The organism is uncultured Sunxiuqinia sp. (genome assembly GCF_963974515.1).
Taxonomy (GTDB): Bacteria; Bacteroidota; Bacteroidia; order Bacteroidales; family Prolixibacteraceae; genus Sunxiuqinia.
This window is the reverse complement of the sequence record NZ_CAXBDD010000089.1, coordinates 1-16,012: the sequence shown is the minus strand read 5'-3', so window position 1 is coordinate 16,012 and position 16,012 is coordinate 1. Positions and strand designations below refer to the sequence as shown.

16 protein-coding genes and 1 pseudogene are annotated in these 16,012 nt (G+C 40.2%); 2 read left to right on the top strand and 15 right to left on the bottom strand.

Annotated elements, in window-relative coordinates; translation table 11 throughout:
* The 9 genes from AAC033_RS15220 to AAC033_RS15180 all read right to left on the bottom strand — a co-directional run.
* A partial coding sequence (locus tag AAC033_RS15220) for a cupin domain-containing protein (protein WP_339739633.1) occupies positions 1 to 276 on the bottom strand: 276 nt, incomplete at its 3' end.
* A complete protein-coding gene (locus AAC033_RS15215; protein WP_339739631.1) occupies positions 276 to 854 on the bottom strand; it encodes a TetR/AcrR family transcriptional regulator in 579 nt (192 codons plus the stop codon). The genes AAC033_RS15215 and AAC033_RS15220, both read right to left, overlap by 1 nt.
* Positions 855 to 1,120: 266 nt before the next feature.
* On the bottom strand, positions 1,121 to 1,504 hold the full coding sequence (locus tag AAC033_RS15210) for a carboxypeptidase-like regulatory domain-containing protein (RefSeq protein WP_339739629.1): 384 nt from the start codon (positions 1,502 to 1,504) through the stop codon (positions 1,121 to 1,123).
* A 69-nt stretch (positions 1,505 to 1,573) separates the two neighbouring features.
* On the bottom strand, positions 1,574 to 2,188 hold the full coding sequence (locus tag AAC033_RS15205; RefSeq protein WP_339739627.1) for a TetR/AcrR family transcriptional regulator: 615 nt from the start codon (positions 2,186 to 2,188) through the stop codon (positions 1,574 to 1,576).
* A 59-nt stretch (positions 2,189 to 2,247) separates the two neighbouring features.
* Entirely contained in the window at positions 2,248 to 2,718 is a 471-nt protein-coding gene (locus AAC033_RS15200; protein ID WP_339739625.1) for a DUF2141 domain-containing protein, read from the bottom strand.
* Between the two features lie 173 nt (positions 2,719 to 2,891).
* Positions 2,892 to 3,449, bottom strand: coding sequence for a hypothetical protein (locus tag AAC033_RS15195; protein WP_339739624.1), 558 nt, complete (start codon positions 3,447 to 3,449; stop codon positions 2,892 to 2,894).
* Between the two features lie 649 nt (positions 3,450 to 4,098).
* Positions 4,099 to 7,233 carry an efflux RND transporter permease subunit gene (locus AAC033_RS15190; RefSeq protein ID WP_339739623.1) on the bottom strand — a complete coding sequence of 1,045 codons (3,135 nt, stop codon included), beginning with the start codon at positions 7,231 to 7,233 and terminating at the stop codon, positions 4,099 to 4,101.
* 20 nt (positions 7,234 to 7,253) lie between these two features.
* Complete coding sequence (locus AAC033_RS15185; protein WP_339739622.1) at positions 7,254 to 8,336, bottom strand: efflux RND transporter periplasmic adaptor subunit; 1,083 nt, start codon at positions 8,334 to 8,336, stop codon at positions 7,254 to 7,256.
* Positions 8,333 to 10,681, bottom strand: coding sequence for a TolC family protein (locus AAC033_RS15180; protein WP_339739620.1), 2,349 nt, complete (start codon positions 10,679 to 10,681; stop codon positions 8,333 to 8,335). The genes AAC033_RS15185 and AAC033_RS15180 overlap by 4 nt, the downstream gene beginning before the upstream one ends.
* Before the next feature lie 238 nt (positions 10,682 to 10,919).
* On the opposite strand from AAC033_RS15180, the gene AAC033_RS15175 reads away from it, so the two are divergent.
* Positions 10,920 to 11,234, top strand: a complete 315-nt coding sequence (locus AAC033_RS15175) for a metal-sulfur cluster assembly factor (protein ID WP_339739618.1) — start codon at positions 10,920 to 10,922, stop codon at positions 11,232 to 11,234.
* Here AAC033_RS15175 and AAC033_RS15170 read toward each other — a convergent pair.
* The 5 genes from AAC033_RS15170 to AAC033_RS15150 all read right to left on the bottom strand — a co-directional run bounded on the left by AAC033_RS15170 (position 11,231) and on the right by AAC033_RS15150 (position 14,252).
* Positions 11,231 to 11,644 (bottom strand): hypothetical protein, encoded by a 414-nt coding sequence (locus AAC033_RS15170; protein WP_339739616.1) that lies wholly within the window; start codon positions 11,642 to 11,644, stop codon positions 11,231 to 11,233. The two genes, AAC033_RS15175 and AAC033_RS15170, sit on opposite strands and share 4 nt — an antisense overlap.
* A gap of 10 nt (positions 11,645 to 11,654) precedes the next feature.
* Positions 11,655 to 12,074 carry a c-type cytochrome gene (locus tag AAC033_RS15165; protein ID WP_339739614.1) on the bottom strand — a complete coding sequence of 140 codons (420 nt, stop codon included), beginning with the start codon at positions 12,072 to 12,074 and terminating at the stop codon, positions 11,655 to 11,657.
* A gap of 148 nt (positions 12,075 to 12,222) precedes the next feature.
* A complete protein-coding gene (locus AAC033_RS15160; protein ID WP_339739612.1) occupies positions 12,223 to 12,519 on the bottom strand; it encodes a hypothetical protein in 297 nt (98 codons plus the stop codon).
* Between the two features lie 46 nt (positions 12,520 to 12,565).
* Positions 12,566 to 13,690, bottom strand: coding sequence for a copper-containing nitrite reductase (nirK, locus tag AAC033_RS15155; protein ID WP_339739610.1), 1,125 nt, complete (start codon positions 13,688 to 13,690; stop codon positions 12,566 to 12,568).
* 103 nt (positions 13,691 to 13,793) lie between these two features.
* Positions 13,794 to 14,252: an Rrf2 family transcriptional regulator gene (locus tag AAC033_RS15150; RefSeq protein ID WP_339739608.1), complete on the bottom strand. Its 459-nt coding sequence runs from the start codon at positions 14,250 to 14,252 to the stop codon at positions 13,794 to 13,796.
* 134 nt (positions 14,253 to 14,386) lie between these two features.
* Here AAC033_RS15150 and AAC033_RS15145 point away from each other — a divergent pair, with 134 nt between their 5' ends.
* Positions 14,387 to 15,148 carry an acyl-ACP thioesterase domain-containing protein gene (locus tag AAC033_RS15145; protein ID WP_339739606.1) on the top strand — a complete coding sequence of 254 codons (762 nt, stop codon included), beginning with the start codon at positions 14,387 to 14,389 and terminating at the stop codon, positions 15,146 to 15,148.
* Positions 15,149 to 15,666: 518 nt separating this feature from the next.
* Here the strand turns inward: AAC033_RS15145 and AAC033_RS15140 are convergent.
* A pseudogene (locus AAC033_RS15140) lies at positions 15,667 to 16,012 on the bottom strand (AAA family ATPase); the annotation flags it as partial.

Below are 16,012 nucleotides of genomic sequence, written 5' to 3'. Positions count from 1 at the left end.
GTCCGAGTGATTCAACAGGCAATGAACGATACCTTTCGGACTTTCGACCAGGCTGTCTTTTCGCACCGGGATGGTTTCATCGCCTACTCTCACATCCGGGGTACCTTCTAGAATGTAAAAGAAAACGTCAACTGGAGTGATGTGCGGTTTTAATGATTCACCAGGCTGCAGTGTAATGTGCATGGCCTGGGCACTTTCACTGTCGTACAGTTTGCGCACATCCACTTTATGCGGTGTTTCAACAATTGGAGTTTTATGAACTTCTGCTATTTTCATTATTTCGAAATTATAAGTTTAACTGATTGAATTAATTTATTGCCTTCAACCTGCAGGTCAAAAGTAAATCCCGAGATTTGCCACTTCTTTACAAATAAACGAAGAGCTCCCATAATGATGACGGCTAAATGAGCCGCCTCAATATCGTTACGTAACTCGTTGTTGTTTTGGCCTTCATTTAAAATGGTCAGCAGTATTTTGTTATTCTGCTCAATTAGCTCAGAAATTTTTTCTATAAGTACTTTCTCATTGCGAAACATTTCTTCAGAAAATACAACCGAAGCCAGTGAAGGCATTTCTGAAAATGATCTGAAATGTTTTTTAAATAGTTGTTCAATTTTTTGAACAGCCGATTTTTCTGATTTTAATTCAGAAGAAAATATGTCGTTGCTGTTTTGTTTCATCAAATCAAGAATGGAAACCAGTATCTGTATTTTATTCTCAAAATGTCGATAGATGGCTGGTTCGGTAATCCCCAACTTTTTCGATAGGTTTTTTATCGTTAGGTTTTGAATACCATTCTCATTGATTAGTCCGAGTGCGGTTTCAATAATTTCCTGTTGTCTTGCTGTCTGCATAGGCTCGCTATTTACTCTTTTGATCTTTCTTACAAAGGCACGAAGTTAGTTAATAAATACTAACTTTCAAGTATATTGGACTCAACAATTAAAAATTTTCAGCAAATTTAAAAACCTTTGTCAGTTCGAAGAAAAGGCATCCATCTATATTATCTTAAAAAACTCAATTACTCCAAGGCACCATCGTTAAAGGATAGCATCAAGATACAATCCTATCGAAATTGTACACAATAAGTCCAGCACCTAATGATGGGAAGGAGTCCGATTCATTGACCTATCCTCGGCTCTCCCTTGTTTTTTTTTTCTTGCGGATGAGCTTTGAGCTTGTTTGCTGGAGTCATCTTTTTGGTTAATTCAACATTAAACGTAGTACCGCTTATAGAGTCCAAAGAAATGACAACTTGTTCATAACCTGGTGCCGAGAAAACCACGTTCCTGGCGGAATCATTGGTCCATAGTTTGTAATTCCCATTGACATCTGAAATTGTTCCGATCGTTGTTGTTTCGAACAGGACACTGGCGGCTTTGATTGGTTGTTGAGTTCCCTTCTCAGTAATAATTCCCGATAGATTTATGTCCTGTCCAAAAATACAGTTTGCGGTTGTTAAGAGAATTACTAACATTAAAATTTTATATCCGGAGTCTTTCATGTCTTTTTCTGATTATAGATTCAATTTACGTAACGTGCGTATAATTTTCAGCTACAACGCAAGGGCATGCTAGCTGACTTTTTCCTGTTTAAGCAGGCTATGAACGATGAAGCTCGATATCAAATACTTTTGGTTTTCAAGGTTTGAATCAGCGTCAGATTGATTCTGAGAGTCTTGATAATAGAACTGGTTGTTGATAATTGAGAACGCGGAAAGCGACAGTATGCTTGTGAAAAGATATTTCGGATCAATCGGATTGATCAATCCTTTTTCTTCCGCAAGAATGATTTCTCTTTCAAATTTACTGACAAAAATTTCGCTTAGTTCACTGATGATACTGGAGACCTGCTGATTCGTGTTTAATCCATTGAGTATGAATGAAGGCAAATATGGATGGATGGCAAACACGTTCAGTACCTTAGAAACAAATTCATCGATTAAGTCGAAAAGATTCGTGTTTCCTTGCGATATAACTTCTACGTTTTCAAAGATGATATCGATTATTTTATTCATTACAGCTTCAAATAAATTTTCCTTAGAGCGGTAGTAATAATGAATCGATGCCTTGCTGACTTTGGCATGTTGTGCAATCTCACTTAGCCTTGCGCCGGCAAATCCTTTTTGAAAGAAGATGACTATGGCTGAATCAAGGATCTTTTCATCCTTTTTAACTAATGGACTCATTTTGATAGAATTTCATGACTAATAATTGTGTGATATGAAGATATAGGATTTATGAATGCCTATTTGAAATAGATGATCTTAACTTGAATCGTGGTGTCTCCTGTCAACTTGAACGACGCCTTATCAAACGATGGCTTGTTGGTCGGACCAATCGATTGATAGTTGGAAAATCCCAGTCCTTCTTTAGGCAAAAAAAATCCCTTTTCAATTTTACCATCATTATTTTCATCATGGAAAATGTTTACAGCATACTCTCCTGGAATAAGTTCATGAAAGGTTACAGTCGAGCTCCCTTCGGAAATTGATCCCTGGGTTTTCTTGAAGTACTTATTTAATTCTTTGTCGGGAAGTGCGTCTTGGGTGTTATACAAAACAAACATGACATGTCCTTCCGAGTTTCTGAGACTCTCGACATTTACCGATAGTGAATGGTTACCTTCTTTTGAAGGGATTCGAAAAGAGTAGCTCAATCCGATTAGGGCAAATAATAGGCCGATGGCGATGTTTCTCGCTGACAATGATCTTTTCATAATTCTAAATTTTAATTTGAATTCAACTTTGGTGTGATTTGTCTGAACCCAACGAGCTCTCCAGACTGACATTGCGGACGTCCTCGTTGGCCTTGTAATTCCTTATTTTGAATTAAACATATAGGTGCCCAGATGAATAAACAGTATCGTGCGTTTCAGCTGTTCCGCAGCTACTAATCTGCGGGTGACTTGTTCTTAATGGCCTGAGTTTCGCTGACCATTTTATTGAGGAGCCGTTGTTGATTCATAAATAGGCGGAAGCTCCCCAGAATACTAACCGCCAGCGACTTGGCAGTTCGCGTGGACTTAAATACTTTGTCTTCTTGTCCATGATTTATTATTTGCAATAAGTAGTGCTTGGCTCCAATCTTTATTCTCCATAACAGCTCTTGTATCTCAGGACTTTTATTTAATAGTTCTGCTGAAAAAATTAAGGTTAGATAATATGGTTTGGTATTAAATAAGAAGTAAAGGTTTTTAAAGAGATAGTTCAGTTCTTTCTCTGACGAAAAATTCTGTTGTTTGGCCGTATTTACCAATTGATTCAATTCACGCTCTAAACTTTCTAACATCGTGAGTAGAATTTCCTCTGTTGTTTCACAATGACAAGGAAGGGTCTGTTGGTCGATATTCAAATCACGGGCTAGTCTTTCCGGAGACAAGGATTCTATTCCGGATTTAACGATTATTTTTCCAACTTGAGCGATAATTTCTTCATCATGTCTTTCCATCGTCTTTATTTTATTAGTTAAAACTAACTAACTTCACACGCATAGCTTATTATATTGAAAACGATCAATCTGTAATGTCTATTGAATAGTTGGTTCAGGTTACTGCCCCGTTGACTTTCATTTTGGCGATGAGCAACTCAACAAATACCCATAAAGTGATTGGCTCAGTCGTGTCTACCTGCATCACTATAATTTCAAACATGCAGTGCCCACAGAAACCCTCTTAGCGTTTGAAATAAATCCACTCCTTTAGACTGCAAATCAAATAGCTCATTTTATAGTTAGTAAACATTCACTAACAAAGAAAGCCTATATTTTTTTAGTTTCCAACTTTTCGGTAAATTATTTTGAGGATTTTGATTTGATGTTCAGACATTTCAGGAAAAAATCATCAGATGAAATTGCTATAAATACCATGCGCGTCCCATCAGATCATTGTTTTGAAACGTATTTCCCTGACCTCTTCTATCTCTATACCTCAAAGACTCAATACCCACCACTCGCCACGGTCTGTGCTTTAAAATTTTCAAGCTTTTCCACAGCCCACGCAGTAATATAAGCACACGTCAACGTGTCATTGATTTTTCAATTGAAAGCGAACTTATTTATTACCTCGAAGTAATGCCAAGTTTTCTTTTTGTAAAACTCATCAGTGTTCCAGTATCTCCCTGTTGAACTCATAATCCCCGAAGGGCACTTTGAAGAAAAGACGATAAAGAACGGGGACAAAAAGTAACGTAATGATTGTTGCAAAAAATAGTCCGAAGATAATCGCCAGGGTTAAAGGTTCCCACAGCAGTCCACCGCCGAAAAGAAGAGGTAGCATTCCGAGTGATGTCGTTAATGTTGTTAAAATGACCGGTCTGAAACGATTGTTTGCAGCCTTAAGGATGGCATCTCGCCGGTCTATTTCCGGATTTTCAGCTATTTCCACATCGATCCGGTCAATGAGAATGATGGCATTATTTACCACAATTCCGGCAAGCGCAATTACTCCCAGAATCCCAAAGAAACTCACAAACGAGCCGCCGACAAACCACCCGATGACTACTCCAATCATTCCGAGAGGAATTGCCAGAACAATAATCCCAGATTTCCTTATGGAGTTAAACTGAAGTACCAAAAGCAATAAAATGAGAGAAAACGCCAGAGGTAAATTTGAAAAAATTGCCCCAAGATTCTCATTCGTATCTTCATCTTCGCCACCAAACTCGTAATCGTAGCCAGGATCCCAAGATGCCTTTTGCTCTTTCATCCATGGACCAATAGCTTCAAAAATGTCAGAGGCGTTATACCCTGACTGCAAATAAGTACCTACCGTTCTGGTTTTCTTTAAATCTTTTCGGATCACTTTTGAAAATTCCCAATCCATCCTAACATCGGCTACCTGAGCCAGCGTAACATTTTGACGCATTGTCTCGGAATAAATACTAAAGGCTTTGACGGAACTTATATCGTGCTCCTTATTCTTGTCATTCTTCATGTAGATTGGGATACGTTCGCTGTCTTCCCGAAAGTCGTCTATCTTCATACCTGACAGTCCTGTATTTAAAGCCATGGCAATCTCCATATTGGTCAACCCCACCCGTTTGGCTTTATCAGGATGGATATCTACAATGAGCTTATTAATCTTTGGTCCCCAATCGTCGGTAATGTTTTTTGCCCCTTCTATTGTAACCAGCTTTTCTTTTACCTTTTCCGACAAAACAGCCAGTTGCTCCTGATCTTCCCCGGAAATGCGGATTTCAACCGGCGTTCCGGATGCACCGGCACCTGTCAGCCGGTTTACCCGAATATCGGCGTCGGGAATATGATTGAGGCAAAAACTATCAACTTTGGCAATGATGTAGTCGTTGTCGACATCACCCGTCGTATTTAGCAACATATGTGCGTAATTGGAATTGGCTTCATCTTTAAAATACCCCAGATCGTAGGGTTCCGGACCTTCACCAATAAACGATGAAAAATCAATAACTCCAGGCCTTTTTGTTGTCCCGGGATCCACGAAAAGAGAACCCAGAATGTAATTCTCAATATCATTCACGGCTTTTTCTGTATACTCAATTTGCGTACCTGAAGGAAATTTAATGTCAACCGTTACCAGGTTCCGATCGCTGTCCGGCACCAGTTTAAAAGGCAATAGTGGTATCATCAGCAACGAGGTGATAAATAATGCCGCAATAAATCCTAAAAATACAAATGGTTTTTTTAGGACACGAAACAGCAAGCTGTTATACCATAGATTAATTTTTTTCATGTTTCGGTCAACTGCATTTTCTTTCTTGGTGTTGGTTGTCGAGTTGCCTTTTATAATAAGCATCGCCAACAAGGGAATAAATGTAAATGCAAGTAGCCACGAACTTAAAAGTGTTAGACTGACCACCCAGAATAAGGGGGACGAAATTTCTCCCATGGGTGTTTGGGCTAAGGCAAACGGCAAGAAGGCTGATGCAGTGGTTAGTGAAGAAATTAACAACGGGATGATTAACACTTTACAGGAGTAGACACTTGCTTTAAAGGTGCTCATTCCATTTTCCATGTTTACCAGGATGGATTCTGCCATCACAATGCCGTTGTCGACCAATAAACCAAGCGAGATGATTAGCGCTGCCAGCGATACTTTATTTAATCCCAGGTTGAGCAATCCCAGGAAGAAAAAAGTTGACAGAATAACCATGGGCAACAGTGCTGCCACCAGCGAGCCCGTTCTAAATCCTAAAAAGAAAAGCATCACTGCAAGAACGATTACCACGCTCTGCAGCAAGTTGATCAAAAAGTCATTAACCTGTCCACTCACCACCTGATCCTGAGACGCTGATCGAACAACCTCTACACCTATGGGCAGGGTACTGTTAATTCGTGTCAGGGCTCTGTCTACATCTTCCCCCAGCCGCACAATATTGGCCCCGTCCTTTAACGAGATGAAAAGGGCAATGGCAGGTTGTCCATTTATTTTCACAATCTTTTCACGTGGAGTTATATAGTCTTGGTAAATATTTGTCGTGATGTCTTCTAAAAATAAGGGAGCTCCATTTGCCGTTGGAATTAGAATTTTTTTCAGATCATCCAGGGTTTCAAAGCTACCCGAAGGTTCAAGAACAATGCGCTTACGCCCCATGTTAATTTCACCACCGGGATATAAAATGTTGGTTGCAGATACAATATTTCGAAGCTTGCTGGCATTTAACCCATAACGAGCCAATTGCTTGTCATCAAATTCAACAAAAATCCGTTCTTCCTGAACACCACCATATTTCACTTTCGCAGCATCGGGAAGATATAACAATTGTTCGCGGACTTCTTTTGCGTAGTCTTCCAATTGATTGTAAGGAACTCCGTCACCCGTTACTCCCAAGATAATTCCGAAAACGGTCCCAATATCTTCATTCTTTACAATTGGACCAAAAATACCTGAAGGAAGAGTGGGTTTTACATCATCGACCTTATTCCGGAGATTTTCCCAAACAGCTTGAAGTTGACCTTTGTTGACCTGCGAAATAAGCTCCACGGTGATCACCGAAAGTCCGTTCCGCGATTCACTTTCAATTGTCTTAACTTCAGCCATTTCGCGAATAGCTTCTTCCAATGGATCCGTCACCAGGGATTCAACTTCCTGCGGAGAGGCTCCCGGAAATTTTGTAACCACTGTCGCCATCCTGATCGTATAAGGCGGCATACTATCCCGCTCCAGTTGAAAATAGTTGGCAACGCCTATAAAGGCCACAATCAGAATGGCGATAATTGTGATCCGGTTATTATTTAAGGTTATTCGGGTAAGGTTCATATCTGCTGTGTCTAGGTTTATTATTTCGCCTGATCGATTAACTTCACTGTTCTTCCCTCGTACAGAAAGCGGATGCCGGCAGTAATAACAATCTCTCCGTCTTTCAATCCGTTTGTGACTTCATACCCCGAAGAAGTTAGATCACCAAGATTGACAACTCTTTTGGTGACAACATACAGGCCAGGTTCATTGCTTTTATCGGCGAGAAAAACAAAATCGCCATCCTGATCATGACTAATTGCATCCGGTGTGACAATGATAGTTCCATGAGCCTTGTCTTCATGCAGTGGAATTTGAATGTTGCCTGTCATTCCGGGTAGTAAGCCCGTTGATGGCTCGGATATTTGAATGATTACCGGATACGAAGAAGCACCTTGGGTTCCCGGACTGATCTCATTTACCATTCCCTGGAAAGATTCTCCTGGCAAAGTAATAAAACTGACGGTAACCAACTGGCCTTTTTCAATTTGATTAATCATGTTCTCAGGAATGGAGGTCCTAACCTCAATATTACTGGTTGAAGAGAATACGACGATTGGGCGGCCCGCGCTGGTCATTTCGTTTTCATCAGCTAAAATAGCGGATATTGTTCCATCAAAAGGAGCGACCAGGCGAGTATAGTCTAGTTGGTTTTTAGCAGCTTTCACTTGTGATTGCGCTGTTTTTACCATCGCTTCAGCCGACTCGAACTGTGCTTTTGATTTTTCATAATCTGTTAATGAGGCATTATTGCCAGCATAAAGTTTTTCAACTCTTTGAAAGCCTGAATGTGCTGCTGAATATTGCACTTCTGCATTTCGGAGCGAAAGAATTGCTTTGTTGTAGTTGATGAGGTAATCCGAAGTATCTAAACTGGCAATGACTGTGCCTTTTTTTACGACATCGCCTAACTCAACATTCAGCTGATCGATTGTTCCTCCTACCTTGAAACTCAGTTTTGCCTCTTTCGCAGCTTGTGAAACTCCGGAGAATGAGCGATTTTGAGAAGTTGTGGTTTTCTCAACTTTCTGATAAAATACAGGGCGTATAGTTTCATTTGCGTCCTTTTTTCCACTACAGCTCATCAGGAGCAGGGCGATTAAAACAACTTGATACACTTTCATTCTTCTTCGTTTAAATAGTTTAGCAATCGACTCGTATACATATCTCGCTCCATGTCAGCATCTAAAAACGAAAACTTTCCCTGCAGACGTTCGGTATGAATAAAGTCTAGAATATATTGATGGTATGCATTTGTTGCCATGTGCTTGGTTCTTGTCATTACATTTTGGGCATCAATTAATTGAATGACGTTGGCAGCGCCAAGAGAATAGGCATTCTGTATGAGCCTAAAATTATCTTCTGCGGCTTGCGCTGCTTTCTGCGACAAATCTAACTCCTTATAGGAAGCATTCATTAATTGAACATTTGAGCGGATGCCTTTCTCAATTTTGTTGAGCAGGTCCTCTTTCTGCCAGGCAATTTTATCTTGTTCAATTTCCGAACGTTGCAATTCTGTTTTCTTTCTTCCACCCTCGAAAATTGGAATAATCAGTCGTAAGCCCAGGTTCCAGGTAATGTCATCAGGGGGCGGCGGAACCGGCAGTTGTGGATTGGCGATTACACCTTCCCGGACAAATGCCTGGTCGGCATTCCCAATCAGTGCGACTTCGGGCAGAAAAAGCTGCCTGATTTGCATGGACTTCTGACGATCAACAATTTTACTTGCAGTCTGAAGTTGCTGCAACTCGGGTGAATACTTATACATTTCGTCGACAAGAAAGTCAGCATACTTTTCAGTCAAGTTCGAGTTATTGAAATACCAGGCTAATACCTTTTGATTGAGTACAATGGTTTCCGTTAGGTCAACCGAGTCAGGTGTGGCAATAGAGCTGCTGATGGGTGCATTAAGCAATTCGTTCAGCTGGTACATCGCTGACTTGTATTTCGATTGCGCATCATTCAAATCAATTTTATTCAGGTTCAGTTCACTTGTCCACCGATTCACATCAGATACACTTCCTTCACCAGTTTCTTCCTTTGATTTTGCCATTTCCAGGTTTTGTAAAGTCGTATAAACATTCTCGTTTTTTATTTGAAGATTGCTTTTTGCAAAAAGTAAGGCAATATAGGCTGTGGAGACATCCAGAACGAGATCAAGTGTGACTTGCTTATTGTACTGCTCCATATTTTCGGCTGCAAGTTTCTTTATGGCAATGTTTGCAAAAGCCGCTTCCGAATAGATCACTTGTTTCAACGAAGCTGATCCGGTGACGGTAAATTCTCCCTTTTGCCCCATGGAGGCTTCAACCAGGTTCTGACTTAGCTGAGCTCCTGTTCCTGATAGCTCGATTTGCGGAAGAATGGTAGACTGGGCAATTCGGACGTCCTTTTGTGCAATCAATAAATCCTGATTGGTGATCTTTCCTTTTAGGTTGTTCTCCAATACTATGGCAATGGCGTGACGAAGGCTTAATTCCTCTCCAGGAATCTTTGCTACGTTCATCAAAATAGCATCTTCCAGCACTTCCCATCTCGGAACCTGATCAATTTTCCTTAGGGATTCCATATTGACAACAGGCGGGCGTATTTCTCTGTTTATGGCAATTGGAATTTGGGCAAGATTAGTCCCTCTTCTGACCTTTCCCACATGTAAGGCAACTTGTCGGGCCATTTGCTGCAAGGAGAACTGTGGAGTAAAGGTTAAGGTGGCACCATGTTCCAGATAACGAATTCCGGTTATGGCCAACGAAGGGATTTGTTGGTTGTTCAATTCTGCAAAGAAGTCTTCAATTTCCGGTTGTGAATGTCGAATCAATGGAAATACATAGGCAGCATCGATGTTCGATGGCAGCTTTGATGACACTTGCTCTTTACCTTCAACTGGAACAAAGATGACATCAAACCCATCGGACTCCGATTTAAGCAACTGGCTTATCGGAGCAAACTGTTCATATATTGCCTGGGGAAGTATAATAGCCAGATGTTTGAAATTAAACACATTGTGAAAGTCCAACAGATCGCTTTTTAAGCGAATCCATGATTCGATGTAGGAAAAATTATCAATTCCGGATCCTTGATCTGTACCCACTGGCAATTTCTGAAGTTCCTGGTCCAAAATGGTAGACGCGATGACCGGCTTTGGATAAGAAGATAGATTTGCGGCTGCGTCAGAAGACAGGAATCCAAGGGTGACAATGATATCGATATTTGGATCACTAAAAAAAGTTTGCAAGTGCTGTGTTGCCACTTCGTAATCCCACGCTGAAGTCACTTCTTGAAAAGTCACTCGGTCACCACTCTCGGTTAGTGCTTCTATCTCAAGCTTCAATTGGTTGCTGAGAAGTTCAAATTCATTGATATCTGCATCCTTAAGAATCCCAATATTGAGTGTAGACTGGGCTTGAATAGTTGTTGGTATGATCAGTAGTCCGATGATTATTATTAAAAATATTTTTGTGATACTCATGTGGATTGTAAATTAATTAATTCTGCCTATGTAAAAACAATACAATTTAGGTTAGTTTGTATTCACTAACAAAGAAAGGGCAAAATATTTAATCCTGCAACATCTTGCTCGAATATTTTTGCTGACCGTTATTACCCTTGCGAAATTATTCAACGTGCGTTTGATTGATTCAAACAGGTAAATCAATTGCAGCACCTTAAACGCCTAGTTCTTTCACATCTACGCATGTCTGAAAAAAGTGTTGGATACTGATGAAGAAAAGAAAATACTTGAAATGCTCAAAAAGGTTCTCGATCCTGAGTTGATGGTGAATATTATTGACCTGGGTTTGGTATATGGCGTAACTTTCGATGCCCAGGGCAGACAGATTGATGTTACACTGACGCTCACTTCTCCCGGATGCCCCATGGGAGGGATCATTATTGAAGATGCACAACAAACACTTGAAAACAATTACCCTGGTTCTGAGATCAACATTAACCTTGTATGGGAGCCTGCCTGTTCAATAGAAAGACTCACAGAGAATGGAAAAGCAGAGTTGGGCTATTCTTAAAACAACAATAGTATGATGGATTGTTTTCTCATTTTTAATTGGCGATAGGAAAAAAACGTAAATACAAGGGTAACACAAATTCTGAAAATCATCGCTCCAATGGTTTTTGTTTCATACCAACCACCTTGGTCAATATGAATAAAAAGGCCTGCAAGCGCGGCAGATAAAATGGCAACAGAAATAATTAGGATTTTATACGGCCATTTTTTTTGCACAACAAGGCCATAGGCTGCTACTAAATATAGCAAACTACTGATAAAGTTTGCCCAAACTACAAGCAGTACATAATTTCCCTCTTTGGCTCTGATACCAAACAAATCAAAAATGACGGAGCCACTAAGAAAAAGCGTCAACAGTGCAAATAGCAAAATCAGGACGGCCAACAGAATACGTGGTGCTATCTTTCTCATAATTTCTTGTTTATTTGATTGAAAGAATGTAGTCAACCATTGCCTCTAATTCATCTGCAGGCAATGCTTTCGTAATAGCAATTTGTGGTTGCATTAAAGCAGCCTGAGAGGGATCAACAATGGCTTCGCCTTCTCCTTTCAGATACGCAATCAATCCTGCTTTATTTCCTGAATAAGCTGCTGCAATATCTTTGATAGAAGGTCCAACCAGCTTTGTATTCAATTGATGACAAACCAGGCATCCGTTTTCAGAATATAATTTCTGTCCGACGCTGGCAACTGCTTTTGTTGGCTTAGGGCTTGTTTCCACAGTTTCCGAAACTGCACTTTCTTCTGTTATTGTATTTGGGCTATTCTCTTTGTTTGTTGAGCTGCGGGATACGCCCAGTATTAAAACCAAACTTACTTCAACAACCAAGTATTTTGTCATGTTGATATTTTTCATTTCAATGTCCTCTCACATGGCGTTTAATGCGCTGTATCTATAACATGTATTTCTGTCTAAACTGATAATTCGAGCATGCTTTGAATCGGTTTTCTTGCCCTTTCTATGATAGTGTAATCAGTAAAAAATGAAACTAATCGGCCTGCACATTGCAATTTAGGCAAGCCAGCGCGTAAGCGTCATATTCATCGTAGGCGGGTCCCGGTATCCCATTGACGGTGATAATACGATCAACCCGGGCTTTGTCGCCGGAATCAAATGTCAAATATTTTTTAAATCCATCTGTTTTCACCAAACCAGTAATTTTCCCTTTGGCCTCTTCAACATCGTTTCCCGTTCCGAAATAGAATACTTTGCTGAATTCCTTTTCCTGTTCTTCCAAAAACATGTCGTAATAGTCAGGGGGTATAGGACTAAATTCTGTTTCCATCGTTGTCTCCTTTTTAAAATTAAAATTTCATCTTATTGTGTCCATTCTACGGTATTGCCTCCGGTTCCTTAATTAGTTTCATCAAATCATCGTTCCAATCCCCCTCCACCTCTAGTTGCGCCATGGCGCCAAAGAGAATTGCCTCGATCAGGTTATGATTCAAATAAGTATACGTTCCGGGCTGCCGGAATTGATACAGTGCAGCAACCGCCGATCCGCCGACAACAGACCATGATTCATAATTTGTAGCTGGTGCATCATTGAACGAGCCTCCCATCCAAACAAGATCAGCATGGCCGCCGATAAGGTGGATCCGGGTATCGCGGTTTGCTTGTGACGTGATGAAAAGCACCTTTTCGCCTACTTTGGCTTTCAGGGCATTGTTCCCAGTCAATGCGTTCATTTTGCCATTGAATAAGAGGTGTGTGGGCAAGAGTGTCTTCATTGATGTGATTAAATCAGGAAAACCTTCTGCCGGAGAATCATATGCTTTGTAATTTCCATTTTCGTCTTTCGGAATATAAAAGTCTTGTTCAGCAATATAGAATGCTTTGTCGTAGTGTACCGGATTACCCAGTTCATCCTTCAAGCCGTCCCGCGGAAGTACCATAATCGCCCCATTCATTCCTGAAACGACATGTAAAGGAACCATTATGCCGCCGGGAGCACAATGGTAAACAAACACTCCGGCTTTTGTCGCTTTAAATCTGAACGTCACTTGTTGCCCCGGAGCAACATTGCTAATGTCTCCGCCTCCCATCGCTCCGGTAGCAGCATGAAAATCAATATTGTGGACCATAGTGTTTGTGGCAGCATTTATGAGCGTCAACTCCACGTAGTCGTTCTGATGGACAACAATCAACGGCCCAGGTACAGTTCCGTTGAATGTGAGGGCCCAGGTTTTCACACCAGGGGCTATTTCCATCTCCTTTTCTTCAACAAAAAGTGTTACTTCCACCACAATTGGATCACGTTCTGAAACCTGTTCATGTTTTGGCAGTGCCGGTGGAGATACCATCTCCTGCTCAACATGCTTTAGGTTATCAGCATCAAACAATGGAGCTTCTGCAAAAACAGACTCTTTAGTATTATTCGGAGAGGGGTTGCATGAGGTTAATATACCTATCAAAACCGGAAGAAGCAGGACATAGTTTATTGTTTTGTATTTCATCTTTTATACCTCCATTAGTGTTTAATTAAGAAATAACGAAAAACATTTCAGCCCCACAGACTCGAGATTCAAAAACGCTTAGCGTGCATCCAATCTCTCATTTTTATCCTATAGAACTGTCTGTTATTTCCAGCCTATTTAAAACAGCCTTGTTTTGACTGACCTTAAAAGCCAGTGATTGTATGGTTAGCGTATTCACCAGGCTATAAAATGATTTTCTCACCGCTACATATTCATCATGCATCGGACATGGATTGTGGGTATCGCACGATTTTAAGCCAAATCCACATTTATGGAAAAACTCCTGTCCTTCTGTCACGTTGATAATATCCAGCAAGCTTAAGGGCTTGTCTGGATTATCGAAGAAAAAACCGCCTCCCCTTCCTTTCATGGATGACACTAACCCCGCACCGGTGATAATCTGGAGTACTTTCCCGGTAAAGCCTTCCGGCGAATCAATATTTCTCGCAATCTCCTTGAACCCGGGCCTTTCACCTTTCAAATTTCGAATATAGATGTAAACCAGCGAACGAATAGCGTATTCTGTTGTTTTTCCTAACATGACGACTGGCTATGCTTTCTGTTTGTGACAGTGTAAAGGTACAAATTATTTCTATAAAAAGACACGCATATCTTTTTATAGAAGATTTTCGTTAGCTTTGTCGCACTATTGTTAGATTATTAAAATGGTCAGAGATGCAGAATTATTTTGAAAAACAATTTCAACTAAGATATTTTGAAATGAATAAGTTCGGAGAAGCTTCTCCAACGACCGTCTTAACGCTACTCGAAGAAGCAGCTGCAGACCATTGTTACTCGATAAATCATAGTTTATATGATCTGGAAGAGCAAAATGTTGGGTGGGTACTACTCTCCGGAGTGATGGAGATGGACCGTTATCCTAAATACAAAGAAAAAATTACGATCAAAACATGGTTGTCAAGCTATTCCAAAATTAAAGGTATCAGAGAAAATATCATCTATGATGGCCAAGGATGCGTCATTGGACGAGCCAAGGGACTTTGGGTATTCTTTGACATTCAAAGGAAAAGGCCTATTCAGATATTCGACGACATAAAAGAGAAATGGGGTAGCGATCATGAAGAATCTATTGACCACGATATTTCAATGAAAATTGAGGCAATTGATTCAGGAGAATATGCCAACGAATTTAGAATAAATCGATTTGATGTTGATACGAATCTGCATGTGAATAACATCAGGTACTTGCAATGGATGATTGAGTCTATGCCAAAAGAAATTACCGACAATTATGATTTACATTATATCGATGGACGCTTTATTGCTGAAGCTCATTATGGTGACACAATTCTATCCTATTCAAAGACTGATGTTCATGAAAATTGGTTTTCTCACACTATTAAGACGCAAAGTAACAATAAGGACTGTGCCACAGCAAAAACGAAATGGAAGGAAAGAAAATGGCAAAAGAAATAGACAAATCCAAAACCAATGAATCTCCGACGGAGAAGGAGGAAATTAAGAAAATAGTTGCAAAACCAATTAAGGAACCAACCCGTTTGTATTTTTCTTCTCCCTGTCTCCTTTCTGAGATTGAAGACAATGAGGAGATCCTTAATCTTTAATGCAAACGCCTGCCGGACCACTTTTGCGTTCATGCAAATGCCGCGCCGGACGGAATCGTTACATGAAAGAACTTCCTATTCATGAAGTAAACTCGCCTTACGTCTAAAATTATGACTATGCACAGTTCATTATTATCAGCGTGTGTCCTCGCTGCGAGTAGCGTTGATAGTGAAACAAACAAAGACTCCAGATTATGCTCAACCCAGACAAAAAATACCTTCATTTCCGAAAGACAGACCCTCCGGGTTTTCAAAAGCGTCCGGCATAAAACCATTCATTGCAAAATTGGAGGAGTTAATTTCATTTCAAAAACAAAGAAATTGAAAATGAGATAATTACAATCTTATAGTTCAAATAAGTTACAAATGTCAGTACGTTAAACCAAACTGCCAAAGCGGAATCGTGTTCAAATATCCCAGTTCTATGTCGTCTTTCACGACATACGCTTTATCAATCCCCTGGATTTGCTTTAATCCTTTATTTTTTCCACCAACTTCAAATGTGTAATCGTCAATGACAAAATCAGCGACTGGGGATTTGACGACGTCATACTTAACTCGAAGCTGATTCAGAAAAAACGTCTCCCTTATATTTCCTCTATTTGAATGATCGTTTGCCAAGGCGTATATCAAATTCGTATTGTCGAGATAAATTTTATTCACCTTACCCAACCCCCTTATTCCGCCGGTAGAATCCCTCAGTTGTGCGATCATT

What these genes read in the sequence shown, in the direction of transcription:
- nirK (WP_339739610.1), bottom strand. Translation starts at nt 13,690, where the DNA reads ATGAAATACAAAACAATAAACTATGTCCTGCTTCTTCCGGTTTTGATA.
- AAC033_RS15145 (WP_339739606.1), top strand. Translation starts at nt 14,387, where the DNA reads ATGCAGAATTATTTTGAAAAACAATTTCAACTAAGATATTTTGAAATG.
- AAC033_RS15165 (WP_339739614.1), bottom strand. Translation starts at nt 12,074, where the DNA reads ATGACAAAATACTTGGTTGTTGAAGTAAGTTTGGTTTTAATACTGGGC.
- AAC033_RS15190 (WP_339739623.1), bottom strand. Translation starts at nt 7,233, where the DNA reads ATGAACCTTACCCGAATAACCTTAAATAATAACCGGATCACAATTATC.
- AAC033_RS15160 (WP_339739612.1), bottom strand. Translation starts at nt 12,519, where the DNA reads ATGGAAACAGAATTTAGTCCTATACCCCCTGACTATTACGACATGTTT.
- AAC033_RS15205 (WP_339739627.1), bottom strand. Translation starts at nt 2,188, where the DNA reads ATGAGTCCATTAGTTAAAAAGGATGAAAAGATCCTTGATTCAGCCATA.
- AAC033_RS15215 (WP_339739631.1), bottom strand. Translation starts at nt 854, where the DNA reads ATGCAGACAGCAAGACAACAGGAAATTATTGAAACCGCACTCGGACTA.
- AAC033_RS15200 (WP_339739625.1), bottom strand. Translation starts at nt 2,718, where the DNA reads ATGAAAAGATCATTGTCAGCGAGAAACATCGCCATCGGCCTATTATTT.
- AAC033_RS15170 (WP_339739616.1), bottom strand. Translation starts at nt 11,644, where the DNA reads ATGAGAAAGATAGCACCACGTATTCTGTTGGCCGTCCTGATTTTGCTA.
- AAC033_RS15150 (WP_339739608.1), bottom strand. Translation starts at nt 14,252, where the DNA reads ATGTTAGGAAAAACAACAGAATACGCTATTCGTTCGCTGGTTTACATC.
- AAC033_RS15210 (WP_339739629.1), bottom strand. Translation starts at nt 1,504, where the DNA reads ATGAAAGACTCCGGATATAAAATTTTAATGTTAGTAATTCTCTTAACA.
- AAC033_RS15180 (WP_339739620.1), bottom strand. Translation starts at nt 10,681, where the DNA reads ATGAGTATCACAAAAATATTTTTAATAATAATCATCGGACTACTGATC.
- AAC033_RS15185 (WP_339739622.1), bottom strand. Translation starts at nt 8,336, where the DNA reads ATGAAAGTGTATCAAGTTGTTTTAATCGCCCTGCTCCTGATGAGCTGT.
- AAC033_RS15195 (WP_339739624.1), bottom strand. Translation starts at nt 3,449, where the DNA reads ATGGAAAGACATGATGAAGAAATTATCGCTCAAGTTGGAAAAATAATC.